This window comes from Bdellovibrio bacteriovorus HD100 (assembly GCF_000196175.1).
GTDB lineage: Bacteria > Bdellovibrionota > Bdellovibrionia > Bdellovibrionales > Bdellovibrionaceae > Bdellovibrio > Bdellovibrio bacteriovorus.
On sequence record NC_005363.1, the window covers coordinates 1924797 to 1951324 of the forward strand.

Annotated in this window: 28 protein-coding genes; 11 read left to right on the top strand and 17 right to left on the bottom strand. The window is 48.4% G+C overall.

All coding sequences use genetic code 11. The annotated features are described in order from the left end of the window. Positions 1-50 precede the first annotated feature (50 nt). The 4 genes from fabD to BD_RS09190 form a co-directional block, all read right to left on the bottom strand. Entirely contained in the window at positions 51-1025 is a 975-nt protein-coding gene (fabD, locus tag BD_RS09175; RefSeq protein WP_011164463.1) for an ACP S-malonyltransferase, read from the bottom strand. A 3-nt stretch (positions 1026-1028) separates the two neighbouring features. Beyond that, positions 1029-2024, bottom strand: coding sequence for a beta-ketoacyl-ACP synthase III (locus BD_RS09180; RefSeq protein ID WP_011164464.1), 996 nt, complete (start codon positions 2022-2024; stop codon positions 1029-1031). A gap of 30 nt (positions 2025-2054) precedes the next feature. Then, positions 2055-2240 (bottom strand): 50S ribosomal protein L32, encoded by a 186-nt coding sequence (rpmF, locus tag BD_RS09185; RefSeq protein ID WP_011164465.1) that lies wholly within the window; start codon positions 2238-2240, stop codon positions 2055-2057. 72 nt (positions 2241-2312) lie between these two features. Next, complete coding sequence (locus tag BD_RS09190; protein WP_144313829.1) at positions 2313-2870, bottom strand: YceD family protein; 558 nt, start codon at positions 2868-2870, stop codon at positions 2313-2315. Between the two features lie 173 nt (positions 2871-3043). Here BD_RS09190 and BD_RS09195 point away from each other — a divergent pair, with 173 nt between their 5' ends. Continuing rightward, positions 3044-3907 carry an alpha/beta fold hydrolase gene (locus BD_RS09195; RefSeq protein ID WP_011164467.1) on the top strand — a complete coding sequence of 288 codons (864 nt, stop codon included), beginning with the start codon at positions 3044-3046 and terminating at the stop codon, positions 3905-3907. Positions 3908-3951: 44 nt separating this feature from the next. On the opposite strand, the gene BD_RS09200 is transcribed toward BD_RS09195, so the two are convergent. After that, positions 3952-4212, bottom strand: coding sequence for a metal-sensing transcriptional repressor (locus BD_RS09200; protein WP_041583537.1), 261 nt, complete (start codon positions 4210-4212; stop codon positions 3952-3954). Positions 4213-4247: 35 nt separating this feature from the next. Here BD_RS09200 and slc39 point away from each other — a divergent pair, with 35 nt between their 5' ends. Beyond that, on the top strand, positions 4248-5570 hold the full coding sequence (slc39, locus tag BD_RS09205; RefSeq protein WP_011164469.1) for a ferreportin: 1323 nt from the start codon (positions 4248-4250) through the stop codon (positions 5568-5570). A gap of 3 nt (positions 5571-5573) precedes the next feature. Here the strand turns inward: slc39 and BD_RS09210 are convergent, their stop codons facing one another. The 4 genes from BD_RS09210 to BD_RS09225 are packed head-to-tail and all read right to left on the bottom strand — an operon-like array spanning position 5574 to position 8620. Further along, positions 5574-6506 (bottom strand): ABC transporter substrate-binding protein, encoded by a 933-nt coding sequence (locus tag BD_RS09210; protein ID WP_011164470.1) that lies wholly within the window; start codon positions 6504-6506, stop codon positions 5574-5576. Beyond that, a complete protein-coding gene (locus tag BD_RS09215) occupies positions 6503-7264 on the bottom strand; it encodes an ABC transporter permease (protein WP_011164471.1) in 762 nt (253 codons plus the stop codon). Before BD_RS09215 ends, BD_RS09210 begins: the two co-directional genes overlap by 4 nt. Next, entirely contained in the window at positions 7261-8007 is a 747-nt protein-coding gene (locus tag BD_RS09220) for an ABC transporter ATP-binding protein (protein WP_157865685.1), read from the bottom strand. Before BD_RS09220 ends, BD_RS09215 begins: the two co-directional genes overlap by 4 nt. Position 8008: 1 nt before the next feature. Next, complete coding sequence (locus tag BD_RS09225; protein WP_011164473.1) at positions 8009-8620, bottom strand: 2OG-Fe(II) oxygenase family protein; 612 nt, start codon at positions 8618-8620, stop codon at positions 8009-8011. A gap of 192 nt (positions 8621-8812) precedes the next feature. Between BD_RS09225 and BD_RS09230 the strand changes: the two genes are divergently transcribed. Further along, the gene (locus BD_RS09230; protein WP_011164474.1) at positions 8813-9145 is read left to right on the top strand and encodes a hypothetical protein; all 333 of its coding nucleotides are present in this window, start codon (positions 8813-8815) and stop codon (positions 9143-9145) included. Here BD_RS09230 and BD_RS09235 read toward each other — a convergent pair whose 3' ends face one another. Then, positions 9146-9679 carry a tyrosine-type recombinase/integrase gene (locus tag BD_RS09235; RefSeq protein WP_011164475.1) on the bottom strand — a complete coding sequence of 178 codons (534 nt, stop codon included), beginning with the start codon at positions 9677-9679 and terminating at the stop codon, positions 9146-9148. 332 nt (positions 9680-10011) lie between these two features. Here BD_RS09235 and BD_RS09240 point away from each other — a divergent pair, with 332 nt between their 5' ends. From BD_RS09240 to BD_RS09265, 6 genes are all read left to right on the top strand, one after another. After that, complete coding sequence (locus BD_RS09240) at positions 10012-10653, top strand: hypothetical protein (protein WP_231839114.1); 642 nt, start codon at positions 10012-10014, stop codon at positions 10651-10653. Next, positions 10650-12392 (top strand): arginine--tRNA ligase, encoded by a 1743-nt coding sequence (argS, locus tag BD_RS09245; protein WP_011164477.1) that lies wholly within the window; start codon positions 10650-10652, stop codon positions 12390-12392. The genes BD_RS09240 and argS overlap by 4 nt, the downstream gene beginning before the upstream one ends. Before the next feature lie 113 nt (positions 12393-12505). Then, positions 12506-13636 (top strand): Glu/Leu/Phe/Val family dehydrogenase, encoded by a 1131-nt coding sequence (locus BD_RS09250; protein WP_011164478.1) that lies wholly within the window; start codon positions 12506-12508, stop codon positions 13634-13636. Between the two features lie 134 nt (positions 13637-13770). Continuing rightward, complete coding sequence (locus tag BD_RS09255) at positions 13771-14577, top strand: tetratricopeptide repeat protein (protein WP_011164479.1); 807 nt, start codon at positions 13771-13773, stop codon at positions 14575-14577. Positions 14578-14589: 12 nt separating this feature from the next. Continuing rightward, positions 14590-15738 carry an outer membrane protein assembly factor BamB family protein gene (locus tag BD_RS09260; RefSeq protein ID WP_011164480.1) on the top strand — a complete coding sequence of 383 codons (1149 nt, stop codon included), beginning with the start codon at positions 14590-14592 and terminating at the stop codon, positions 15736-15738. A 9-nt stretch (positions 15739-15747) separates the two neighbouring features. Then, positions 15748-16128, top strand: a complete 381-nt coding sequence (locus tag BD_RS09265) for a hypothetical protein (protein WP_011164481.1) — start codon at positions 15748-15750, stop codon at positions 16126-16128. Here BD_RS09265 and BD_RS09270 read toward each other — a convergent pair. From BD_RS09270 to BD_RS09280, 3 genes are all read right to left on the bottom strand, one after another. Further along, positions 16106-18418 carry a Fic family protein gene (locus tag BD_RS09270; protein WP_011164482.1) on the bottom strand — a complete coding sequence of 771 codons (2313 nt, stop codon included), beginning with the start codon at positions 18416-18418 and terminating at the stop codon, positions 16106-16108. The genes BD_RS09265 and BD_RS09270 overlap by 23 nt on opposite strands. A gap of 143 nt (positions 18419-18561) precedes the next feature. Then, on the bottom strand, positions 18562-19743 hold the full coding sequence (locus BD_RS09275) for an aminotransferase class V-fold PLP-dependent enzyme (protein ID WP_011164483.1): 1182 nt from the start codon (positions 19741-19743) through the stop codon (positions 18562-18564). 2 nt (positions 19744-19745) lie between these two features. After that, complete coding sequence (locus BD_RS09280) at positions 19746-20522, bottom strand: NADAR family protein (protein ID WP_011164484.1); 777 nt, start codon at positions 20520-20522, stop codon at positions 19746-19748. A 135-nt stretch (positions 20523-20657) separates the two neighbouring features. Between BD_RS09280 and BD_RS09285 the strand changes: the two genes are divergently transcribed. Beyond that, positions 20658-22016, top strand: a complete 1359-nt coding sequence (locus BD_RS09285) for an MBL fold metallo-hydrolase RNA specificity domain-containing protein (protein WP_011164485.1) — start codon at positions 20658-20660, stop codon at positions 22014-22016. A gap of 223 nt (positions 22017-22239) precedes the next feature. After that, a complete protein-coding gene (locus BD_RS09290) occupies positions 22240-22824 on the top strand; it encodes a hypothetical protein (RefSeq protein ID WP_041583734.1) in 585 nt (194 codons plus the stop codon). Positions 22825-22886: 62 nt separating this feature from the next. Here the strand turns inward: BD_RS09290 and BD_RS09295 are convergent, their stop codons facing one another. The 4 genes from BD_RS09295 to BD_RS09310 form a co-directional block, all read right to left on the bottom strand. Continuing rightward, the gene (locus tag BD_RS09295; RefSeq protein WP_011164487.1) at positions 22887-23423 is read right to left on the bottom strand and encodes a hypothetical protein; all 537 of its coding nucleotides are present in this window, start codon (positions 23421-23423) and stop codon (positions 22887-22889) included. A gap of 1 nt (position 23424) precedes the next feature. Next, entirely contained in the window at positions 23425-24144 is a 720-nt protein-coding gene (locus BD_RS09300; protein ID WP_011164488.1) for a YjjG family noncanonical pyrimidine nucleotidase, read from the bottom strand. A gap of 56 nt (positions 24145-24200) precedes the next feature. Next, positions 24201-24920 (bottom strand): substrate-binding periplasmic protein, encoded by a 720-nt coding sequence (locus tag BD_RS09305; RefSeq protein ID WP_041583538.1) that lies wholly within the window; start codon positions 24918-24920, stop codon positions 24201-24203. A gap of 96 nt (positions 24921-25016) precedes the next feature. Then, a complete protein-coding gene (locus tag BD_RS09310) occupies positions 25017-26345 on the bottom strand; it encodes a hypothetical protein (protein WP_041583539.1) in 1329 nt (442 codons plus the stop codon). Positions 26346-26528: the final 183 nt, after the last annotated feature.

Below are 26528 nucleotides of genomic sequence, written 5' to 3' on the forward strand. Positions count from 1 at the left end.
TGTTGTTTTCAGCACACTTTGACCGAACTCCGAATAAAGCTCAAGAAATTTTAATGACTCGTAGCTTTCAGAAATTCTTCAATAATTTTCACATCTTCGATGGAAGTTGTGGTCATGACTTTGAAGAAATCTCCATCAATTTTTTTAAGCAGACCTTGAAGGACTTTACCAGCGCCACACTCGATAACTTGAGAGTGACCCATGCCTTTAAGAACTTCCATGCTCTGAGTCCAGCGCACAGGGGCTGACACCTGACGAATCAGATTTTCACGCAAGATGGAACCATCGGTTTCAGCTTTGGCGTGGAAGTTTTGAATGATCGGGAAGGCCGCCGTTTCAAATTTCATCGCGGTCAGGACTTCTCTCATCTTGTCTTCGGCCGGCTTCATCATTTCACAATGGAAAGGCGCTGAAACCGTCAGTGGGATGAGCTTTGCGCGTTTTGGCGCTTCCGCAAAAATCGCTTCTGGCTTGAAATTGTCCTTCAGCCAGTTGATGGCTTTTTGAGAACCAGAGATAACGATTTGTCCTGGAGAATTGAAGTTGGCAGCTGACAGAGGGCCCACGCCGGAGTTTTTCACAACGTAGTTACACAGTGTCTCGACCTGATCAGGCTCAAGGCCCAAGACAGCGACCATTCCGCCTTGACCCACAGGAACTGCAGACTGCATCGCCTGACCACGGGTTTTCACAGCACGCATGGATTCGTCAAAACGAGTCACACCGGCTGCAACAAGGGCCGCGTATTCACCGATAGAGTGACCGGCCGCCACAGAGGCTTTTACGCCGAACTCTTTCGTCAGCACACGTTGAGTGGCTGTGGAAACCAGCAGCAGTGCCGGCTGTGTGTTCTCGGTCAAAGCCAAGTCGGCTTCAGAGCCCTCGAAGCACAGTTTTTTCATGTCTTGTTTCAAAGCTTCAGAACCTTCTTCGAAAGTTTCTTGAGCGATCTTGAAGTTTTCAAACAAAAAGCGGCCCATGCCAGGTTGCTGGCTGCCTTGTCCTGGGAATACAAGTGTAAACATTTTTTAGTACCTCAATAGAATACTGCCGGAAGTAAGACCTGCACCGAAGGCGGTAAGCAAAATAGTCTGACCCCGTTTGATCTTGCCGTTTTTAACAGCCCAATCGAATGCAAGAGGGATGGAAGCAGCGGATGTGTTACCAGTTTCCTGAAGGTAGACAATCACGCGTTCCATTGGGAATTTAAATTGATCAGCAACCGCTTCAATAATGCGCTTGTTGGCCTGGTGAGGAACAATCCAGTCGACCTGTTCAGGTGCAACCTTGTTGTGCTCCAGAGCCTCCTGGCAACAGGACGCCATCGTGCGAACCGCGTTCTTGAAGATATCACGGCCCTTCATGGTCATGAAGTTCAGACCTTTGTCGATAGCCTCGTGAGATTGCGGGATTTTGCTGCCACCGGCTGGAAGGATCAGAAGATCCGCCAGAGTGCCGTCGGCACGCAGGTGAGAGCTTTCAATAACGTTTGTCTGGCCTTCGGCTGCACGGGACATGACCCACGCACCAGCACCGTCTCCGAAAAGAATGCAGGTTTCGCGGTCTTTGTAGTTCATGTAGCGGGAAAGGACTTCCGCACCGATAACCAGGATGTTTTTATACATGCCTGTGCGGATGAATTGGTCGGCAATGCTGACGCCGTAAAGGAAGCCGGAGCAAGCTGCGTTCAAATCCACAGCCATGATGTTTTTTGCTCCAAGTTTCGCTTGGACAAAGCACGCAGTGGACGGCATCTGATGGTCACCAGTGACGGTGCCCACCAGAATCATATCGATATCTTCGACTTTAAGATTAGCGTCTTCCAGAGCGCGCTTGGCGGCGATGACACAAAGATCAGAAGTGGCCTGATCTTCAGAGGCGATATGGCGGCGTTCGATCCCGGTTCTTTCAACGATCCACTGATCGTTGGTTTCTACCATTTTTTCCAGATCCTTATTTGAAAGAATCTTTTCCGGTAGATAGGAGCCTATCCCTGAAACTCGAGATCGATACATTCCTGCCATGGAGTCAACCTATTCTGTTATGAAGCGAGATTACTTCGCTGCGCTGATTTGTTTGCCTTTGTAGTACAAAGCACCGTCAGCACCTTTGTGTGCGCGGTGAGGGCGAACAAGTTCACCAGTCTTTTTTTCTACAGCGATAGCTGGAGCAGTAAGACCGTCGTGAGAGCGGCGCATGTCACGCTTGGAGCGGGATGTTTTCTTCTTAGGAGTTGGCATTTCAAACCTCGTTTTAAATCAGTATTTAGCAAAGCACGTTAATTTAACCAAAGAACAATAAAAATCAACAATTTAATTGAGTTTTAAATTCTTTAGAGCTGCAAATGGATTCTGCGGCTTTTCCACAGGCATTTGTTCGTTGTAGATAAGACCTTGTCCTGACTCGGGAATTCTGCAATCTGAGGGTTTCCCGTCTTCGCCAATTTCCGGACATGCCGGATTAAAAGGCGCAGCAAGAGCCACCACTTCATGCAGGAATTCGCTCATATCAAAGACCATGTTCTCGTATTCAGAAACCTCAGGACCGCCCTCTGGCAGATCGCTGACGTGGTTCACCTTGGAATACTTGCTGGCGCGGGGCTGTTCGCGCTTGGGGATCAGGATTTCGTGGAATCTTTCGTTGACCGGCAGATTGAAATCATTACCGCAGCGGGAGCAGACTTCCGGGGATTTGGTCTTGATTTTCCCGGTCAGCTCGAAGTCCTTGGAATTCAAAGGTTTAATGAAAAACTCAGCATCGTAGACGTTTTTGCCCACGATGTCGGCCAAAACCGCATTGGCTTCGCCAGTTTGAGTGGTCCAGTGATAGGCGCGGCCTTCTTCTGGGACTTCAGTCAATTTGATCTTCATAGAAACTCCTCGGGTTCCCCAAAAGGCCTCTCGGGGCCCACAGTGCATTGTAATAGGGGAACGGAAGTTTGTAGTTAATTTGAAGCGGTTGGTCAAGGACTGATTTCGTCCAGTGGGCCTTGCGGGCCCCCACGGTGGGAGTAGGCTTTAATTGGAAGCAAAAGGGGGTCTATATGGCTACTTTAAAACTGCATGGACATGAGTATTACTATGAAGATCATGGCCCCAAAGACGCCCCCTGCATCGTGCTGAGTCCTCTTGTTTATACAGACACCACTGTTTATGAGCCCATCGCCCGCATCCTGGCGGATGACTATCGTGTGATCACCTATGATCACCGCGGCTTGGGTCGCAGTGAACACACTGTCAGCCCCAGCCTGGAAAGCAGCGCCAAGGATGTGGCCGCGCTTATTGAGCAACTGGGTGTCGGACCCTGCCACTTTGTAGGGAACTGTCTGGGAGCCTATATCGGCCTTCGACTGGCCATCCATCGATCTGACCTGTTGAAAAGCTGCACTTTGATGGGTGCGGTCGCTGAAGGTGAAAGTGACGAAACAATCAAAGCCATGGAAGGCTTTGTCGCCAATATCAAGAAAGAAGGTATGAAAGCCGGAGTCAATGACTTCGCCAAAATGTGGTTCGGAGACACTTTCCGCGCCACGAAAGATCCTATTCAAGTCAGCCGTCGTGAAAAATGGCTGAGTCATATCAAACACATGAAACCAGACGAAATGGATTCGGCTTTGCAGATCTTCCGTCGCACCGACATGAGTGAAGACCTGAACAAAGTCCATTGTGCCGTTCTGGTTCTGGCCGGTGACGAGGATTCACCTTCCAATCTGGAAGCTTACCGCCGAATGGCGAAAGCTCTTCCGGCTGGTGAATACAAAACCATCCACCACGCGGGCTTTGCCCTTGTGATCGAACAACCTGAAGAGGTCGCCGAAAACATCCGCACCTTCGTGGGCAAAGTGGAACGTCATCTGCAACATCAATACAAACAAGCTCCACGGGACTTTGACGCCCGTATGATGTGATGAAGTTGAGCTCCAAAGCCCTCTCGAAAGAGAGGGCTTTCTTATCAGATATACTTGGTGATTTCCTTGATTTCGTCCAAATCAAGTTCCTCGTGGTTGCCATCCAGGCAGTGCTCAATGTGATCGTGAATATAAACGCTTTTTGCTGCTGACAAAGCCTTGGTGACGGCATGCAGTTGGCGGGCCACATCCACGCACGGGCGTTCGTCAGCAATCATTTTAATAACAGTTTCCAGGTGGCCTTTGGCGCGTTTCAGGCGTTTTGAGACATCCTCGTGACTTGCGTGTTGCTTTTTGTGTGACATGAATCTAGCATCCCCTCCCGGGGGATAGGATGTCAATGAAAGTCCAGAGCTTGTTGCGAATTGAAACCCAACTGTTGTTGGGAAGATTGTTAACCAGATCCGGGGATCAGGCCTGGGACTTTGTGGTGCCATTTGCTTTGTTGGTGATCTTTCCTGGGAAGCTGCAGGTCGCGGCGTTTTACTATCTTATAGTGAAGATCGGGACCTTTCTTTTGACCCCTTCCAGCGGGAAATGGATCGACACTCATCCGCGCATTCAGGTGGTGAAGTGGGGAGTCTGGCTGCAGTTCTTTGCCATTCTTGCCGGCATGGTGTTTTTTGGAATGCTGGATGGTCTTGTTCGTGCGGGCGGCCGTGAGTCGTGGCTGTTGTCTGTCCTTTTTATCGCTCTGGCTTTGTCGGGGGTGATGGCTTCATTGGGGTCGCAGATCACAGACATCTCAGTTGGGAATGATCTGGCGCCATCCCTGGTGGCCCCGGAAAAACTGACCCACTTCAACAGCTGGTTGCGCCGAATCGATCTGGCCACCGAGGTGGGGGCGCCCATCCTGGCCGGAGCTTTATTTGCATTTCACCCAGAACAACTTCCGCTGGCTGGTTTGTTCCTGATTGGTCTTTGGAATCTGGTTTCTTTTGTTCCTGAATACTTTCTTTTGCGGAATGTGATTCAAAGGTCGGGCTTGAAGATCAAGGTTCTGACGGAGGCGCAAAGCTGGAAAGACACTTTTCACATCAATCTGCGCGGCTCTTTCAGCGATCCTATTTTCTGGCTGATCTTAAGTTATGCGTTGTTGTGGCTTTCGGTGTTAAGTCCTCATGGGGTTTTGCTGGCAGCCTACCTGAAGGATGAGATGAGACTTCCCGAAACAGAGATTGGCCTTTTCCGTGGGTTGGGTGCCGTCTTTGGTTTGATCTCCACTGTGAGTTTTCCCTATCTGGTCCGTCGCCTGGGATTGATCAGCAGTTCAAGATGGCATCTGGGATTTCAGGGAGTGACACTGGGAATTGCAGTCACCGCTTTTGCGATGGGATCGACGGCCTCGGTCTATGTGTTTTTGGGATGTATTCTGCTTTCGCGGGTGGGTCTTTATGGGTTTTCCAACGGGGAGTTTGAACTTCGCCAAAGACTTATCCCTGAAGGGCGTCGCGGGGAATTGAACTCGCTAAGTTCTTTGACCACAACGTCTGCCACCTTGATTTTATTTTCGGCCGGCAGTTTGCTGCCACAAACGGAAGACTTTAAGTATCTGGTTTATGTCTCACTTGCCGCCGTGCTTTTGGCAAATGTGGTTTTTATCAAATGGTCCAGCAGGCAGGGCGTGGTGACATCAGGCGCTGCTGAACCCGTTGAATCCTGAAGTTTATTTTACGTAAAGGTCTGCGGCTTTTGGAGTGGACTTGATCAGTTTTAGTTTTTTCATCTGCTGAACCAGGGTGTCCCAGCGGTCATCGGTCATGGAGCCCACAGTAGTACCAGCTGTTTCAATCAAGGGCTTTTGAATATCGGCGGCCTTGTTAAAAGTCTCCAGATCAATGGCTTTGTTCAATTTGGCCATGTGTTCATTGGTGGCTTTGGGATCTTTCAGATAGTGCGCCCAGCCTTCGCGCGTGGCTGCCAGAACCTTTTGTACCAGCTCCGGTTTGTTTTTCAGGGTTTCTTCCGTGGTGGCTAGTACCACCAGGTAAGGATTAAAACCTTCATCCGCAATCAGGAAGTTTTTAACTTTGGCGCCGGCTTTTTCGGCGCTCAAAGGCTCAATGGTGATAAAGCCCTGCTGGGAAAAGGTCATGTCGTTGACAAAGTTGCTAACTCCACCCAAATAAGGCACGACACGGACTTTGGGCTTTCCGAATTTTTGCACCAAATACTGATAATATGGCAGCCCTGATTGCATGGACAGGAAGCCTTCGTTGGTGAAAACATCCTTCAGGCTTTTAAAGTTTCTTTCTGCGTGGGTCATCACGATGTAAGGGGATTTTTGATAAACCGCGAACAGGGCTTTGACCTTGTTCACTTTGTTTTTGTCCTGGGAAATGATCAGTTCATCGGCGCTGACGATGGCAAAATCAACTTTGTTGTTTGCAAGCATCTGCACGGTGGGTGTTCCAGACCCGCCCTCAAGCACTTTTACATCCAGACCTTGCGCTTTATAGAAGCCCTGCAAAGAGGCGGCGTAGAACCCACCAAACTCAGGCTCCGCTTTCCAGTTCAGTGCCAATGTCACAGGAGTGTTGGCAGCAAAGGCTGTCGATGTCATCAGCATAGAAAATAAAAGGGTGATAATGGTTTTCATAATTCTCCTTGTGTGGAAGAGGCCAGGGGGCGGCGGCTAAGTATAAATTTATGAAGCAAAGCCCAGGTGCCCATTAAAAGAAGTCCCATCAGTGATAACAACAAAAGGGCGCCAAAGACAATATCGACCCGCTGTTGGGTGCGCGCAGAATCAATCAGAGCACCCAAACCCCCGCCAGCCACAAACTCCCCGGCGATGGCACCGATAATCGACAGACCGGTCGAGATTTTAAGGCCGGAATAGATATAGCTGTAAGCATGGGGAAGTTTTAACTTCCACAGAGTCTGCATACGAGTGGCGCGGTAAATCCTGAATAAATCTTTTTGTGATTCACTGACACTTTCAAGACCCATCAGGGTGTTGGCGATAATCGGGAACAGTGAAACAATAAAACTTGAAGCAATGACGGTGGGGGCACCAAAGCCGAAATAGATCACCAACAAAGGGGCAATCGCAATGATTGGCACTGTCTGGAAAAACACCGCAAACGGCAAAATCGCCCGCTTCAAGGTTTCCGACATTGAAAACACAAATGAAATCAAGCCGCCCACAAGAACACTTAAACCCAATCCCGCAAGAACATTGATCAGGGTTTCTTTGAAGGCCACCGCAAAATCAGCGCGAAGCTCCTGCAAAGTTGCAACGATCATGGAAGGGGAGGGAAGCAGGGTCTCACTCACCCACCCGCCACGAACCAGAATTTCAAGACTTAAGGTCAACACAATAAAACTGATAAAGGCCGGCAGAAAACGTTTCATGCGCGCAGCCTTTCAGAAAGCCCTTCAACGATCTTATTGAAGCCTTCGGAGGTTCTTAAGTGTTCCTGCCGTCTTTCTGGCAGCGCCAGTTTTTGGTCAAAGACGATGGGCGCTCCCGGCCCTTTGAGCATCACCACTCGTTCAGACAAAAATGCGGATTCAAACAAAGAATGCGTCACAAACACGACCGTCATACGTTCGGAATGCCAAAGCTCGTGAAGCTGGTTTTGCATTTCAAAGCGGGTGCTTTCATCCAAAGCCGCAAAGGGTTCGTCCATCAACAAAAGCTTTGGGGAATTGACCAGCGCACGCGCCAAAGACACACGCATCTTCATCCCGCCGGACAATTGATGCGGGAAAAGATGCTGGGCCTCTGTCAGGTGGACTTTTTTCAGTGCCGCCTGGACTTTGTTTTTGCGTTCTTCATCCGGCAGGTTTTTAAAAGCATGATTCAGTTCAAAAGGCAGATGCACGTTTTCATTAACGGTTCGCCACGCCAGCAGGTTGGGTTCTTGAAAGACAAAACTGGAAGGGGCGTCAGGCAAGGTCAGTTTTACACTGCCAGAACTGGTGGCCTCAAGTCCTGCCATAAGTCTTAACAGTGTGGACTTGCCGCACCCTGAAGGTCCGACAATTGAAATGAACGAACCGGGTTCGACCATCAGGTCCATGTTTTCAATCACAGACCTTTTGCCGAAGCTTTTGTTCAATTTTTCAATTTGAATCCCCTGGGCTCCGCTCACTTTACACCCAGTCGTAGTTAAAGCTGATGCTGATGCGTTCTTTGTCCGAATCATTTTTGGGTACTTCATGGCGCAGCCAGGATTCAAACAGCACCACATGGCCTTCCTGAGGCTCTAGTGAGTGATAGCGCTGGTTGTGTACCTTGGCGTTGTGTTTGCGTGGTGGTGACGCCATAAACGAATCCAGACGCGGGTCCTCGAATTTGATCGCCGAGCAGTTTTTCGGCGTCTGAACATAATAAGTCCCGCTGATTACAGACAGTGGATGCAAGTGCATGGTGTGAATAACGTCGGTGGGCATAATGTTCACCCAGCACGAAGACATGCGCAGTTCTTTCGGGTCGATGTCCATTTCAAGATGTTTTACGAACTTGCGAACGTGCTTGTTGATTTCTTTTTCCAGATCCCCAAAGGTGGATGAAAACTGGTGCAATTGGCTCATGGAACCGTAAGAGGTGAAGCCGCCTTTGTAGTTCTTTTGCGACCAGACCTGACCTTCTTCATCGACTTCGGCAATTTTCAGGGACTCTTGCTTGAGGTCCTTGTTCAGGGATTTGTCTTTGCTCGCCAAAGGAGCATAGTAAACGAAGGTGGGGAAGAGTGTTTTTATCATTTTGAGACACCTAAATGCTTGTAATTGCGTGCTTTCAACATAGGTCTAAATCTGTGTCATTACAAGAATTGATAACTACTTCTTTGACAGTTGTAAGGGGCTTTTGCGGCGGAGCGACCTCTAAAGCAATAGAATCGCTGCCCGGGTGGCATCCCCCTTGCTTTATAAGTCTGTATCAGCAAGGAGCTAAGTATGAAGAAGCAAGTAGTTATCGCCGTAATGACCCTGATCCCAGCAATCAGTTTTGCCAAGATCTCGGATTTCAACGCTTTGATCAGCGAGAATTCCAAGGCGCAAAACGAGCTTCATAATACGGTTCAACACAACCTGGAAGCGTCCCGCGAACAAGCCGCAGCGGCGGAAGTGCGCGAGCGTATCGTGGTGGTGGAAAACTCCGGCTCTTCTTATAATGCTCCAACTAAAAAAGACCTTTTGGCCTTCAAAAAGGAAAAGATCAGCCACCGCGCTTCGGAAGAAAAGCAGTTTGACCGCTTGGCTTCTGAAATCCGCGGTATGGAAGAGTAATTAAAGAATCAACTTACGTAGCTCTTGCTGAGAATATACGTAATCTGCATAAACCATGGTGTTGGTGATGTTTCGATGTCCCAACGCCACCTGGACCAGTCGCAAATCCTTCGTTTTCTGATACAGCTCAATCGCAAACGTGTGCCTTAAAGCGTGAAACTTCTTTGGTACGGGGCGATACATTTCCCAGACCTGATAAAGCCGATTGTACGAAATAGGAAAAACCGACGTTCCGCCCTGACTTTCGGCGAAGCGATGAAGTCGGCTGAAAAGATCGGAATGAACCGGAATTTCGCGGTCATTCGACCCCTTTAGGCCTCTAATGAATATGCTTTCATCGTAGGGGTTCAAATCTGCCCGTTGGATATTGAGAACTTCCTGAGCCCGGGCCCCGGTCCGCAAAGCCGTCCAAATCATCAAACAATTGCGGGGATCCTTGTCCTGAAAATCCGTGAGGATTTTTCGCAAACGTTCTGATTCGGGTGCGAGAAGATACTTGTTCTTATTAAGTTGATACCGAGGTGCCGTGGCCATAACTCATCATTCAAAAGTCGAGATGGCTTTGACAAGGGGATAATCGCAACGCGTCGCATCCAAATTGTTGATAGGTAAATAATTTGTGTTTAGTTGCGATGCGCCGATCATATACACGGTGCGCCATGAGACAACACCCAAATATGCTGCGTAAAAATAATCAATAAAAACAGATACTTAATACTAATGCTTATAACTATAAGCTTTAGGCGGATTTGAAAAAGGGGTGCCCAGGGTACCCTTGGAAAGATTCTTTTGTGGTTTCAATGACTTAGCTTGACCCTGTAAAGACCCTTCTGGAAAGATATCTGTATTATACAACGCTATTTATTGTGAATAACAACACAAATATTGCGAAATACAACGGTCCAGAAGGGGTTTGTATGCAGGATGAGATCCAGGGTCCAGGTGAGGATCAGCTTCAAAAGGGGGCGTTTGACGAGGGGTTTATCGAGGATGATTTGAACCCCCGATCCAAGACGTCTTTGCGTATGAATTACGAAGCTCAGGTGGCAGTCATCCAAAGGCAGATCGGCAATCTGGAACAAATTCGGGGGGATTTAGGGCTTTCCCAACGCAAAATTTCGCAACTTTTAATGGTCGATCCATCCAGTTGGACCCGCTGGGTAAAACAAGGCGATGAAGCTCCCCCGCATATTTGGAGAGCTTTGCAGTGGTATTTGGCCCTGCGGGAAAAGATCCCCGGGCTCACGCCGAATTATTTCCTGGGTTCCAGCCCCCAGGTTCTGCATCAAAAAGCCCTTCAGGAAGTCGATTTGGAACGTCAGGCCCGCCGCGAAGAGATTGAAAAGCTGTCTTTAGAGCTTCGTGGAGTGTTTTCTGAGCGTGAAAAGCTGAAATCAGAGCTTCAGGAATTGAAAAAAGACCTGAAATTCCACAGAAATATCAGTATAGTTGTCCTTCTTATTGGTCTGGCTTGGGCTGGCGTATTTTTCTTCTGGAAAGGTCTATGATTAAACACGACTCCATTCGATTGCTTGCGACGAACTTACTTAAAGATGCGATTGGCCGCGCTTATCCGGATTTTTCTGCTTCTGAAGACGATATTTATAAGGCTTTGGTAAATCCCCCAAAATCAGATCTGGGTGACCTGGCTTTTGGTTGCTTCATTTTGGCGAAGGCATTGAAAACTGCTCCTCCACAAGTGGCCACGGCAGTTGCCGCTCAAATGAAAGGGGCCACCGCGGTAGCGGCGGGTCCTTATATTAATATCCGTTTTGACGAACAAACTCATGGTGAACAGGTGTTGGCGACGATCCTGGATGGCAGCTATTTCAAAAAGCCGCTGATGGAAAAATCCCCTAAAACCATGATCGAATATTCCCAGCCAAACACGCACAAAGAACTTCACGTGGGTCATATGCGCAACCTTTGTTTGGGCGACGCGATTGTTCGCATGCTTCGTTATAGCGGCCGTGAGATCGTTTCTTCGACCTTCCCGGGCGACATGGGTACGCACGTGGCGAAGTGTCTTTGGTACATGAAAAAACACAATCAAGAGCCAGTGCCTGAAACTGAAAAAGGCGAATGGCTGGGCCGCATGTATTCCAAGGCCAATTTGCTGTTGGAAGATCAAAACGGCACACCTCAGGAGGACATCAACCGCCAGGAGCTGACGGCAATCTTGCATCAGTTGGAAGGCAAAACCGGTCCTTATTATGACCTGTGGTTAGAAACCCGCGAATGGTCCATCGAATTGATGAAAAAGGTCTATGCCTGGGCGGATGTGACTTTTGATGAATGGTACTTTGAATCTGAAATGGATTCTCCGTCGGCGGCTTGGGTGAAGCAACTGTATGCTGAAGGCAAGCTTGAGATGTCTCAAGGGGCCATCGGTAAAGATCTGGAGTCTGAGAAATTAGGCTTCTGTATGCTTTTGAAATCCGACGGCACGGGTCTTTACGCGACGAAAGATTTGTTGTTGGCAAAACACAAGTTTGAAGATGTGAAGATTGAAAAAAGTGTTTATGTCGTCGACATGCGCCAGGCTTTGCACTTTAAACAGGTCTTCCGCGTTTTGGAAATCCTGGGCTTTGAGCAGGCGAAAAACTGCTTCCACCTTCAGTACAACTATGTCGAGCTTCCGGATGGTGCGATGAGTTCCCGTAAGGGCAATATCGTTCCGCTGCGTGAACTGGTTCACCGCATGGAAGATCACGTGAAGACCACGTACCTGAGTCGCTATAAAGGTGAATGGTCTGAAGAGGATGTTGAGAAGATCGCCGGCCAAGTGGCCAAAGGTGCTATTTTCTATGGCATGCTTCGTATGGATACGAACAAAAAGATCGTCTTTGATATGAACGAATGGTTGAAACTGGACGGAGAGTCCGGTCCGTTTGTGCAATATTCTTACGCACGTATTTCCAGTCTGGGGCGCAAGTTCCCGCGCACGGCCGGTGCAAAAATTGACTGGAGTCGCCTGAATCACGCTTCTGAAAGACAGCTGATGCAGTCTTTGGGGGGCTTTAACACGGCGGTCGCGGCGGCAGCGGAAAACTTCAAGCCTTCAGCGATTTGCACTTATTTGTATGATCTGGCGAAGAGCTTTAACGTCTTTTATCACGAGTGCCCGATCGGCACAGAAGCTGACGTGGCAACGCGCGAAGCTCGCCTGGCATTGAGCGAAGCAGTCGGTTTGACTCTGAAAAATGGTCTGGCGGTTTTGGGTATGCCTGCACCGGAAAAAATGTAGTTTTAGATGAGAAAACAGGCCTCCAAATGAAAATCTGGAGGCCTCCGCTTATACCCCGCATTAACGCTAGTCTTTTTACTCAATTGGACCCATGATCGTCCGGCAATTCAAAAATGAAGGAGCCTACATTGGGAACTTTTGAGATTATCTCTAAGCATGGTGATCATGAGCAGGTTGTTTTCTGTAACGACCCTCATGTTGGTTTGAAAGCGATCATCGCTATTCATAACACCTCTTTGGGGCCTGCACTTGGCGGCACCCGTATGTGGAACTACAAGAACGAAGACGAGGCTCTTGTTGACGTTCTTCGTTTGTCCAAAGGTATGACTTACAAAGCTGCTGCTTCCGGCCTGAATCTGGGTGGTGGTAAAGCAGTTATCATCGGCGATCCTAAGACTCAAAAGTCTGAAGGTTTGTTCCGCGCTTTCGGTCAGTTCGTGAACTCTCTGAATGGTAAATACATCACTGCTGAAGACGTTGGTACGTCTGTCCAGGACATGGAGCACATCTACATGGAGACTCCTTGGGTGACTGGTATCCCTAAGGATTTCGGTGGTTCCGGCGATCCATCTCCATACACTGCACACGGTGTATTGATGGGTATTAAAGCTTCCGCTAAAGAAAAATTCGGCACAGACTCTTTGAAAGGCATCCATATCGCCGTTCAAGGTCTGGGTAACGTGGGTTCCAACCTGGTGAAATACCTGGTTGAAGAAGGCGCTGTGATCACAGTGGCTGATATCGACATGAACCGCACCAAAAGCGTGGCTGACAAGTTCGGCGCAAAAGCGGTGAGCTCTGACGACATCCTTTTCACTGAGTGCGACATTTTGGCTCCTTGCGCCCTGGGCGCCATCGTGAACGATCAGACGATCACGAAGCTTAAAACCAAAGTTATCGCTGGTGGCGCGAACAACGTATTGGCTGAAGCCCGCCACGGTGACCAGTTGAAAGAACTGGGCATCTTGTATGCTCCAGACTATGTCATCAACGCTGGTGGTTTGATGAACGTCTTCGTTGAGCTTGAGGGCTACTCTCCAGAGCGCGCCTTCGAAAAGACAAAACGCGTTTACGACAACATCCTTAAAGTTTACGAAATCGCAAAACGTGACGGTATCGGTACCCACACTGCTGCGGACCGTCTGGCTGAAGAGCGTATCAACACAATTGGTCGCCTGAAACAGCGCCACCCGGGCAAATCTTCCCGCGCGTTCACCACACTGCGTGAAGTGCACAACAGATAGTTTTAAAGGGGTCGAAAGACCCCTTTTTTTATGCGCCGAGTGATAGCATTCATTACGGCCCGTTTTCTTGACATCCCCTCGGGACCAAAGAACAATCTTTCCTCGTAAGTATTTATTAACAGCGAGGAATTATCTTGAGCACTAAAATTTCTAAAGACGATTTGAAGTCCCCGGATCAGGTCACTCAAACTTTGAGAAAAGGTTTTGTCTGGACCACTGGTCACTCCAAAATTGTAATCGCAGCCGTTGCTGCCTTCATCGTGTTGGGTGTGGGTTATTCCATCGCCACTTACTTGTCTGACAAAAAAGAAATAGCTCAACAGGAAAAATACTTCCTGCTGGAAAAAGCCTATAGCGCGAAAAAGCAAGGCTTTGAAGAAGCCGCTCGTGCTGAGCAGATCAATGCTCAAAGCAAAGACAAAAAGAACGTTCCTGCCTTCGATCCGGCTAAAAAAGCTTCCGGCGACCTGCAGAAGGACTACGGCACGATCGTGGCGAACTTTGAATCCTTCATCAATGACGCTCCAAAGACCAAAGCGGCTCAAATGGCAGCTTTGAACCTGAGCGAAATCTATCTGACTTACAAAAAAAACGATGAAGCTTCGGCCGTATTGGCGAAAGTCGAGCCGGGCCTGAAAAGCGGTGATGTTCTGACAGCTTTGGTGCTGATGCAGACTGGTAATATTCAAGCGGACAAAGGTGACTGCAAAGCGGCTGTTGAAAAATGGCAGAAGCTGGCTGACACCAAGGCTTTGGCGTTTGCTCATGATGAAGCTAAATTGCGCATGGGTCTTTGCTTTGAATCCATGAACGATCTGGCAAAAGCCGAAGCGCTTTACACTGAGATCGCTAAAAAAGAAGACATGAACACAACTGACTTCGCGGCAGCCAAAGAAGCGCAGAAATACCTGCGTTTGCTTAAAGCCAAGAAGAACCTTTAATCCGGGGAATTCATGAAGATTGTCCTGTTCGGAACTCTATTGCTGACACTGGTTGGATGCACCACTTTAAACTCGGGTTTGGAGAAATGGAGCTCTTTAAACAACAGCAAGCGTGAGTACGAGGTCAAGGCCGCGTGGATCCGTCGCACCACTGAAAAAGACAATCTGGGCTTCCGCAAGATCAACCGTATGACGCCGGTTCTGGCCGGCGATCTGGTGATCCAGGGGAATGGTCTGGACGGTATCGTGGCCTACAGCCGCGACAACGGTCAGGAACGCTGGAGACTGCCGATTGAAAACGGTGCTGAACCCAGTGCAACCCTGATCCGGGATCGTCTGTTTGTGGGTGCCAGCGATGGAAACTTCTATTCCATCGAGGCCAGCACGGGCACCGTCCAGTGGACGTTCAACACCAAGTCTGAAAATCTGGCGGCACCGCTGCTGGAAGACGGCATCGTGTACTTCCTGGCGGGCAACAGCGTGTTTTATGCGCTGGATGCAGCGACCGGACGTCAAATCTGGTTGCACTCTCGCCAGGACACGTCCCAGTTCTCTATCCGCGGGGGCAGTCAGGCCGCTTTAAACAATGGTATTTTGTATGTGGGCTTCTCTGATGGCTCTGTGGTGGCGTTGAATGCGAAGACGGGTTCTTCCCTGTGGGAAGTTCAACTGAACCGCAATAAGCGTTTCCGTGACATTGATGCGACCCCGGTGGTTGAGGGCAATCAGCTTTATGTGGCGGGTTATGACGACAAGCTGTATTGCCTTTCTGTCGACAAAGGTGAAGTCCTTTGGCGCATCGAAGGTGGCGGCTATAGCGGTGTCACGGTGGTCGGCGACAAATTGATCTATCCAACGACCAACGGCGAAGTCCAGGCTTTGAACAAGGCTTCTGGCGACAAGTTGTGGTCTTATAAGCTGAAGGACGGCATTGCAACGCAGGTAAGAACCTACAAAGGGGTCCTTGTGTTCGGTGAATCCCAAGGCTCTTTGCGCTTCCTGGATGCCAATGCCGGCACCGAAGTGGGATCTTTTGAGCCGGGTCGTGGAATCCTTTCCTCCCCCCAAGTGGATGAAAAGGCGGGCCGAGTTTACTTTATTTCCGGCGAAGCGAATTTGTATGCGATCGACGCCGGATGGATCAGAACCCCTTACTTTTAGGAGTAAGTCATGAAAAAGCTTTTGTTGGTTTTGTCAGTTATGGGATCTTTGGCAGCGTGCAGTCACGGGAACTGCCGCGCCCAGAAGGAAGCTCAGAAAAACGCCCCTAAAAGCGAGGTTGTTGTGGAAAAATCCAAAGCCACGGATCGTGTGAAGGTGTTTAAGTACGACGGATCTTTGCAGTGCGGTCAGGGTAAAAAAATCGCCCCGGCTGAAATGCAAAAAGACCTCAAGGGTATTGAGGTCTTTTCTTCATCCAATCAGAATGACGGGATGATGCGTATTCAACTTTGCGGAAGCCCGACAGGCAACGCCAATGTCTACGAGATCGATCGTAAGGACCTGGACGCTGCCCTGAAGCTGGGCTTTAAAGAGTGGTTGGCTGAATAAGCAAACGCTCTTTGATTCTTTCTGTCGGGAGAGGACCTTCTCCCGGCACGTAGCGACCATCGATCACCATCACTTCATTTGGTTTCTCAACGTTTCTTAGAAGCGTTTCCATTACTTTACCAGCGGCATCCAGTCTTTGGATCAGCATCACCGCATCTGGATCTGTACCACCGATACCCATAACTTCTGCCTGACGGCCGTACGTGTAGGCGAATTCAGGGTCGAATGCTTTCAGACGGCCCAGATCCACGTCTTTCATCGCTCTGTAAGAAGCCACGTTGATACGGGACTTCAACTGGGACTGAAGAGCTGGATCCATGTGCTTGCCGTATTCACCAACAACCATCGCACCCATTGCGAAGGCTTTACCGACCACTTCACGTTTGGAAGTGGAGTAACCATAGGACACACCGTACTTCGGACCGCTTCTATGGTGGTCAATGGCCATTTCAACCATGTCACCATTCAGAGACTCTTTGTTATACAGAGCAAAGTCATTCTTGATCGCCTCGACCAGCGGAGTGCCGGAACGAAGTGCTCTTAATACACTGTTGGACACCAGGTGAGATGTTGGTTTTTTGAAGTAATCCAACAGCTCTTGACGAGTCGGCTCTTTGGTTCTGTTGGAAAGACCGCGCCATACCAGCAGCTCTTTGTCATACCAACGGTTCATTTTTGCATCCCAAAGGGCTTTGGAACCGGAACGATTTACACCGAACAGATCAATAAAGTCAGGATCCACCAGGCGCAGGCCGATCTGGCGTTCGCCATCTTTATCGTGGATGTAGCGCACTGTTTTTGATCTGTAGTATTCAACGAACAGGTCTGCAATACGGGACATGGCACGCAGACGGTTGTTCTGGATCTCAACTTTCAGTTCAGGGTGGGCCTGAACCAGGGTTTTGATGAAGGCGTTGAACTGCTCACTGTCAACTTTTGCTTGAGCGTAGTTTTCAACGACTTTGGTTTTGCCCTGTTGTTTCAGGGAGATGTTCACCATTTCTGGCAGGCCTGGATACAGCAACTCTGGAGAGTGCTCTACAGTCAGACCATTTTTCACACGGAACAGAACATCGGCTTGCAACTGGGCGTTGTTAACAACACCTTTGTGAACGTATTCGCGCCATTCTTTCTGGGAAACCTGAACATCCAGGAAAGGATCCACCAGGCGAACTGGAGGCAGGCCTTCTTTTGTCAGAAGATAGTTCATCAACAAACGAGTCGTACGGCCGTTGCCATTCAGAACCGGGTGGATTGCCACCAGGTCACGCTGAAGGTCCGCTACGATGTCGATATATCTGTGTTCATTAATACCGATTTTAACTTCGCCCAAAGCGGCGCGCTCAGCATTGAATCTTTCGAAACGCTGTTCGACCAGAGCTTTTGTGAAGGCTTGCTCCAGGGCTGCAGGACCTTGACCTTCATAGGAGGTGCCGTGCTGCTGGCGGTATTCCATGACCTGCTTGTAGACTTCCGGGTGGGAAGTTTTGATCAGATCAACAGTCTCCTGCTTTGGAGTTGTAACAAACGGATAGTGAATGCGACCGCTTACCAAAGTCGTGTCGCCATTTTCCACAACCATGTCACGTTTGGAACCCCAGATCTTCACTTTCTTCCATACGCCTTCGTTCAAAGTGCTGCCTTCGCGAGCGCTTTCGACAAAGTCCAGATATGGATTTTCTTTCACGATCTTGGCTTCATTCGGTGTCATTTTGAATGCGCCAGCAACGTTGCCCATCCAGTGGCCATTGCGCCATACACCCAGTTGATCTGGACGGATGCCTTCAACGCCGTTTTCCATAATGCGTCTATGGATCTCTGGCAGAAGTTCTGCTGTGATTGGAGGTTGTTCTTTTCTTAGGAAGTTGTCGCGAGCACTCAGGAAACCTTTAAAAGGAGCCGCTTCGCCTTCGTTCCAGCGATCATAAATCTTGGAGAAGTCCATCGCTTCGCGTTTGCCTTCAAGGAAGTTCGGCAAAAGCTTGTCAGCGGTGTGCGTGTAATCGAAGAACTCAACGGAAGCCAGCAGATGTTCGATCTGGGCTTTGCGCTGGGATGGAATCTTTTCCAGAGTGGCCCAGAGTTCAGACTTAATTGATTTGAATTGCAGGAGTTCGCGTGGTGTTTCCGGCTGTTTCGCTTCAGAACGCAGGCCGAAGTCCACACCGCGGGCTTTAACCTGAGGATCTGTAAAGACATATTCACACATCTGAGCGGCTTGCGCCGGGCTCATGAAGCTGATTGTCAGCAACAGGGACAGGATGAACTTAAACATGTTATGCACAGGCATAATAACTCCTCTTATTCAGAAGATTACTAAAGCAATGCCCGTGCTAGGTCATAAGCACTACAATGGACTTGAACGGGGAGGGGGAAAGGACTCCCCGTCTCATTCTGAGAAAGAAGCAATTTGCGTCGACAGCCGTCGATGGATTAGACGAACTTGGAAAGCGTTGAAATAGCGGAATCAAGTTCTTCCCTGGTGTTATGAATATGCGGGGTCAGTCTTAAAACAGGCCACCCGGGAACCCTTGGCAGGCCGACCTGCAGCTGTGGTTTCGAATGACGGACAAACAGGCCGTCAAACTCGATCCCGGGGAAACTTCCGACCTTGTAACATAATAGACTTGAAGCAATATCTGAATGCCGGCCTTTAAGTGATTTGATCTTGAATTGATTTAAGCCGTCTTCAAGATAGTTCATACGTTTTTGAATTTCAGTTCTGATGAATTCAGATCCAGCCTGATCCCAGAAATCAAAGCACGATTCCAAACCATACAGGCTTGCATAACTCATTGAATGCGACCACAGCATGCGTGCTGCAAACGGATGATCACAATAAGCACCCATACCAGGCAGAATCTTTTCTTCGGTGGTCCAAGATCCATAAGCCGGCTGCATCTGATCCTGAAACAAAGGATTCACCCAGCCAAATGCGGTGCCTTTGGGACCCATAAACCATTTGTGCAGATTCCCGGCATAATAATCGACGTTTTTAAGCTCGTTTGTGAAGTTTAAATCCAATAAACCTGGCGCATGAGCCCCATCAACCACCAATAAAACGTCTCTGGCTCTTAAAGCTGTCGCCAGTTTTTCCAAAGGCATGGTCAGACCGTTGCCAGTAAAGACATGGCTGACAACGAAGACGCGGGTTTTGTCCGAGATTTGCGAAACGATCTTTGAAACCGCTTCATCCGCCGAGATTTCATCATACATAAAATCCGCGTTGATAAAGCGCACAGAAAGACGGTCTTTGCGGGCCTTGAAATGCAGAATGTTAACAACCGCACCGTATTCAAAGCTGGTGGAAAGAATTTCGGAGTCTGCAGGCAGTTGCAAACCCATGATAATTTCATTTAATGCCAAAGTGACATTGGGGCGAAGAAACAGATCCTGAGGTCGGGCTTTGATGAAACGCCCCAGACGCTCTTGCAGGGCCCACAGACGAGCCCAGGCTGCACCATACCCAGTAGATGTGTTGTGTTCAAAAGTGCCCAGCTCGGCCTTTTGCTGATCAATAACAACCGAAGGACACAGCCCCAAAGTGCCGTTGTTGAGATTCACGAAAAACGTGTCTTTGTACTTCTCAAAAGCGGCGGAAAAATCCTGAAACATAATTACTTATTACGACCTTTGCAGGTTTTCAAAGACAGATCTTCGCCGGTCACCAAAGACAACTGATTGTTTTTCAGCTGTTCGCGGATATCCATCCACAGCAGATAGTAATGCCATTCGCGGGGGGATTTTTCCGAAACTCCATGGTCGGGGAGAAGTTTCAGATCATTTGTCTTCACCAGAACATCCAAAACTTCAGGATTCTGGCGCAGTTTTTCGATCAGAGCTTCGAAGATCAGATTGTAATGTTCGGCTGGTTCTTTGGTCGCAAATGGAAACACCTTGCCTTCAAAGGTCACCCAGTTGGCATCGTTTTTTTCCATCAGGAAGTTGGCATAACCACCGGCACTTTTCGCGGCATAGCCATTCATCTGGGAAACTTGTTCGCGCGTGTATTTCCAGTTCTTGGCCCACGCCCAGCGCGGATCATTTTCAGTCTCTGGATATTTCATCATCTGCCAGAAGGCTTCAACCGTTGGATAACAAACACCATGGAATACAAAAGAAGCTTCGGCAAAGTTTGAAAGCAGGCCCAGCTCGTTTCTTTTGCTTAAAACAACTTCCATGCGGCCGGCATCTTGCGGAAGGATTTCCCAGGATTTGGCTTCTTCACGCGGAACTTCTTTCCACCAGTGTGCAGGATACGGAGCTTTCCAGGAGTCGTCTGATTTTGCGGCAGGTTTTACACCTTGGGTGGGCTTTTTATTGCTGGAATCAGAACAAGAAACCAGAAATGCTGTCAGAAGCACAAACAAAGAAACAAATGTCGTTTTAGCCATAAATCCCCCTTACGCAAAAACGCCCGCAAAGACTAGCGGACCTTCCGCGTGAATACAATTCTGACCGCGCGCATAAAAGGTCAAAATACGGTCAGATTTAGGGCTATTCTAAAGAAAAGCAACAAAGGGGAGTCTATGGAGATCGGATTTTTAGGAGCTGCCGGCACTGTGACAGGGTCCAAGTTTCTGGTACATAATAACGACACCCGAATTTTGGTCGACTGTGGCATGTTCCAGGGCTTTAAGGAACTTCGAGAACTCAATTGGGAGGATTTCCCATTTGATCCACGCGATATTCAGGCTGTCGTGCTGACTCACGCCCATCTGGATCACTGCGGAGCTTTGCCTTTGTTGGTTAAAAAAGGTTTTAAAGGTCCGATTTATTGTACTGAACCGACACTGGAGCTGACGAAAATCATTCTGCTGGATTCAGCCAAGATCCAGGAAGAAGATGCGGACTACGCCAACAAAAAAGGCTTCTCAAAACACAGTCCGGCTCTGGCGTTGTATACAACGGAAGATGTCGAAAGAACTTTGCCGCTGCTGCGGCCCGTGAATCTGCATACTCAATTTGAAATCGGCTCCCTGAAGGTTTGTTTTTACAGCAGCGGCCATATCCTGGGGGCGGCTTCAGCAACGATTTCAAACGGCGAAAAAAGCATCCACTTTTCCGGTGATTTAGGCCGATATAATGATCCTTTGATGCCAGCTCCTGAACCACCGGCCAAAGCTGATTATCTCGTGATGGAATCAACCTATGGTGACCGCGATCATTCTCCGAAAACCTCCAAAGAAGTTCTTAAAGAATGCATCTTGGAAATCGTGAAATCACGGGGAGTCCTGCTGATTCCAAGTTTTGCTGTGGGTCGTGCACAGAATCTGCTGTTTGAAATAACGGAGCTAAAAAGAGACGGGGAGGTCCCCGCCCAAATCCCCGTTTATTTTAATTCTCCTATGGGCCATGAAGTCGCCCTCCTTTACGAAAAATACCACCCATTCCATCGTCTGGGTTCCGGTCAGTTCGCTGAGGTTATGTCAGAAGTTCATACGATTAAAACCGCTGAAGAATCCAGGGCCCTGAATGATGATAAATCCGGGCCCAAGATCATCATCGCAGCCAGCGGTATGTTGACTGGCGGCCGGGTTTTGCATCATTTAAAAGCTTTTGGACCTGATTCCAGGAACATTGTTTTACTGGCAGGATTCCAAAGCCCCGGAACCCGTGGATTCAGCTTGTTGAATGGCGCCAGAGAAATCAAAATCCATGGTCTATATGTGGAGATAAACTGCAAAGTGATTCCATCTGATTCATTTTCAGCTCATGCAGACAGAAGTGATTTGATGACCTGGTTAAAACAGGCTCCAGAGATCCCCAAAAGGATGTTTTTAGTGCATGGGGAACCGGTGGCGGCCGATGAGCTTCGAAAACGCATCGATAAAGAATTAAAATGGTACGTTACAGTGCCTAGAATGGGTCAGATTATAAGCACTTAGGGGTTTTAGCCCAAAAAGACCCCTCTACTTACCGTTACATAATATAACTTATCAGAAGATTATATATCCCACTTCAACCGTGGGTATTCCCATCGAATTGACCCATAACCAGTTCTGGAATTACATTCAAAAGCATCTCTTTAAAGGCTTAATTAATATGGAATCTTGTCCACTTTGTTCAAATCAATCTCAACTTCATTCCGAACCGTTGTTTCCGGCTTGGATGAATGCTTCTGAAAACCCGACTTTGAATATCTGTGGGACCTGCCAAACACGCTTTGAACGAAATGCCATCTTCACGCTGGAGATTTTCAAAGAGCGCGCATTCTTGAAGAAAACCAATGAGCCTGATTATTACGACACTTTCTATGGTTCAGAACTTCATCTTAAAAGATCCCGTATCGCTTTGTTGTATTTCCTGGTGGGATTGAATTTGAAACAACATTTGATTCTGGCAGCTCAGGGCGAAGACCTTTTAGGTGGCAGCTTTGAACGTTTATCCCATGATTTTAATGGCCGTTTTATCGAAGAAAACGACTATCACCTTTGGGCCGCATTCAATCCAGAACATGTTGAGACACTTTCAGCTCCGGTGCGCACCCGTATTGAAGGTTTAAACGCCACGGAATCCTGCATTTTGGGATATCATTTCTTCCTGATCACAGATCAGCGTCCATTGCCTGCAAAGTCTTTGATTCTGCAACTGGAACAAGAACAAGAACTGACCATTATGCATGCTGGAATCGAAAAAGACCTCTATGAGGACTTCGAAGCTTTCATGGAAGAGTTCATCAGCCGCAAAAAATAGTTTTGTATCAAACGGGGATAGTGAGCAACATCTCTCCCCGTCTTCCCCTGCTGATTTTATTCTTAAAAAGCTTCGGGATTCAGGAAGATTTCCTGTCCATCTGATGTGATCGCTTTTAAGTATTCATCGCCGGCATTCAACCCCAGACTGACTGTGGCGACTTCATATAAATTCCCGTGCTGGTCTTTCAGGATTAAATGCTCAATGGGACCAGAGCCTGAATCCAGGGTTTTAATTCCATGTTTTGTTACGGCGATCATTTTTACGATTTCAAAATCCAGATTTGAACCCGCATCCACGGTCTCGGTTTGCAGGTTTTCAATCTGATACCGGTAATGGCTAGCGTGTTTTGCTTCAACAATCTTGTTGGTGATCGCACCCATTTCAGCCAGGCACTGATATTCTTTGTCGATCCCGCGCAAAACAGCTGCCGGACGAATCAAACGGACTTTTGCACTGGAAAATTGGGCCGGGACCGCTTGAATTTCTTCAGTATAAACACAGGTTCCAAGCAGGGATCCATAGTAGCAATAGCGCAGACCCAACAACAGGCCGGCCACAATCACGATCCACAAGGCGATTTTCCATTTGAATTTCACTCTAACTCCCACGTCCCTGCCCAGTTGAACCTGGACCCAGCAACTTTCTTAGTTCTGAAAGATGAGTGATCTCCAATTGTGGAGCGACTTCATGAGGTTCAATTTTGGTCTTTGCTGGATTAAACCAGCAGGAATCAATACCGAAATGATGTGCTCCCAGGATGTCCGTTTCCAGCTTGTCTCCAACCATCAAGGTCGATTTTTTATCAAACTTGCGGGCCTGCTTGACGGTGTATTCAAAGAATCGGACATCGGGCTTGGCATAGCCAGCCTCTTCAGATACAGCCATAAAGCTGATAAACGGAGCCAGTTTGGAGCGACTGAGGCGCTGAACCTGGGTGGTTTGAATCCCATTGGTGATAATTCCAAGTTCTCCTTTGCCACTTAAAAAATCACACAGTTCCACGGCGTGATCGATCAGCACAACAGCTTCCGGCAACGCATCCAGATATCTGTTCGCGGTCAATACAGGATCGATTTCAATGGCGTGGATATCAAACAGCTTGCGGAAGCGTTCGACCTTTAAAAGATCCTTGGTGGTTTTTCCCTGTTCAAATTGCTTCCATAAAGCGGCATTTTCAATTTGATAGGTGCGAAAAAGGTTGTCCAGATCTGTTGTCAGCCCGACAGAATTCATCGCCGAAACAAAGGACAGTTTTTCAGACGCTTTAAAGTCCAGCAAGGTGTCGTCCAAATCAAAAAGAAACAAATCGTATTTCATACATTGATCTTAAATCACTCCGAGTTATCAGGCTACTCGTTTAAAAGGGATCCAGATCAATCTGCGTATCGATTGAAAACAAATTTGAGGTCTCCGTTTTCACGGATTCTTTTCAGGGATTTATTAAACAGATCCCTCATTTTTTTATCCCGAAAGGCCACTGAATACTGGGATTTTTCAAACAAGGCGTGTTTTTCAACTTCTGGCAAAGGTTGGTTGGAGGCTTTTCGAAGAATTTCCTGGTTCATGCGGAAGGTGCGCTCTTCACAGATGATTACATCCACCCGGTCCATCATGAGCATCTTTATCTGCCTTCTTTGCTCGGCATACTCCTGATAGTCTGAGCTTTTACTGATGGCCGCGCTAAACTCCGGGCCCAGAAAATAACGGGCATTTTGAAAAGCAATGACACTTCTTTTGCCCAGATCACTTAATGCATTCAACCGAAAGGATTTCGACTTCAGGGTCCAGGCGAAATTCTGAAATGTGATATAGGAATCCGACAAATGGAATTTAGGCATATTGGTGATGGTCGCCATGGCCGCAACACGTCCCAACTCCAGACTGCGCACCGAACGTGCCGGAGGCTGAAACACCGGGATCATCTCATAGCCCATATCCAGAAACACCTGGCGCAAAAGTTCCACTTCCAGACCACTGGATGTTTCATGAATGACATAAGGAGGTTTGTCGAGAGAAAAAGCCACCCGCAGCAGGGGAAGTGCCCAACCCCAGGATGACACAAGTAAAATTGCAACGAACAAAAGGGTCTTCAAGCAAGACCTCCAGAATTCCATTATCTCTCTGAAGGCCCGGACATTGAAGAAATAATCAGCTTTTAAACATTACAATTTGTCTGGCAACAAGGGATCTTAGATCTTTCGCGAAACTCGAATGGCCACCTGAAAATCTTCATGGTTTAAACCATTCACTTTGTTGGCGCTGTCAATGTAGTCTTCTGCCACCTGAATTTGCAGGATGATATTCTGGTTTTCCCGCACCAAAGCCAGACCAAAGCGACGGTCCGGACGGAACATGGCCATTCTGGCCTGACGGTCCACAAAGCGACCTTGAGTGTTCTGGGTGTAGTCGGCCTCATCAAGATAAGAGCTGTTCTGGGATCCAAAGGCCAGTAAGGAAGTCTTGCCTTTTAAATCAGAATCCACACGGGTCAACCCAATTGAAACATTCGAAGTCAGACTAAGATCCATAGCTCCATCATAGTGTTGATATCCGCGGCTGATATTTTTCTGAACATTCGCCCCCAGCCCGAGGGCGAAATGCATCAGCCACTGCCGGGCGACCTCACGGGTGAAAGACAAGTTGGCATAGGTGCCAGCGCCGGCCTGCTGAAATTGGGAGGCCACTGGCACCTGCCCCTGAACTCCGGCATTTAAAGTCAGCAGTTCTTTGTCGCTTTCATACAGCTTCTTAAAGTGGGAATAGTCCACCAGCAGGGGAAGGACATAGGTCTCCCCGTCTTGCATCTGAAACGACTCCCCGCCGGAATCCCGCATGTCCACAACCACCCGATCCAGTCCTTTTTCGTGACGGGCATAAGGATCATTCAGATTTCTTAAGGAATGGACTTTTTCGATAAAGCGGTCCGAGACCGGATACAGAGCCAGATTTCCGGAAGCACTGCCTGCAATGCTTAACAAACGCAGACTGAGTTTCAACTGCCGCACCTGATCGCCTTGAGTCAGGGAAATCTCTGTCGCTTTTCCCAGGTGATCCACATAGTGATAGCGGGCCCCACCGTCTTTGCCTTGCAAAGCTGCGGGGTGAATCATCGTGTTGGCGACCGAGGTCGTGACCGAAGTTTCAGACTGAGGGGCGGATTGAGTCCTGAACTGATTGGGCAGGCGGAACAATAGAAACACCGCCGCGTGGGAAGGATGCTGATAGTTGGGATGACTTAATCTCTGCAGAGTCTGATCACTGATTTTTTGCTTTTTAATGACCACCGGAACCTGAGCCGAGTCCGACTCATCCACAGAAATCTGTGCGCGAAGCTGGATGCGTTCCAGGGATTTTTTAACATCGCTGTCGAACAAGGCATTGTATTTTTGCTGCTGTTCAAATGCGATGTTTTCCGGTTGATTCGGATCAAGAATGTTTTGCGCCTGAAAGCCTTGGGCACCGCAGACCTCGGCACTGAGCAGACCGGCCACCAAAAGCATGATTTCTTTTTTTAACACAACAACTCCTGACGTTGGCAATCAAACAGATGCAAAGTCAGAACCGCCATCCCAAGTGATTTAAACAACCCCGAAGTGTCGGCGAGATAGACACAGACACATTTACGTCCCTGTGTCCCCATACCGAAGCCACAGTGGGAACAGACACAGTCCAACGTCCAGCAAACTTCATCTTTGTTGGTT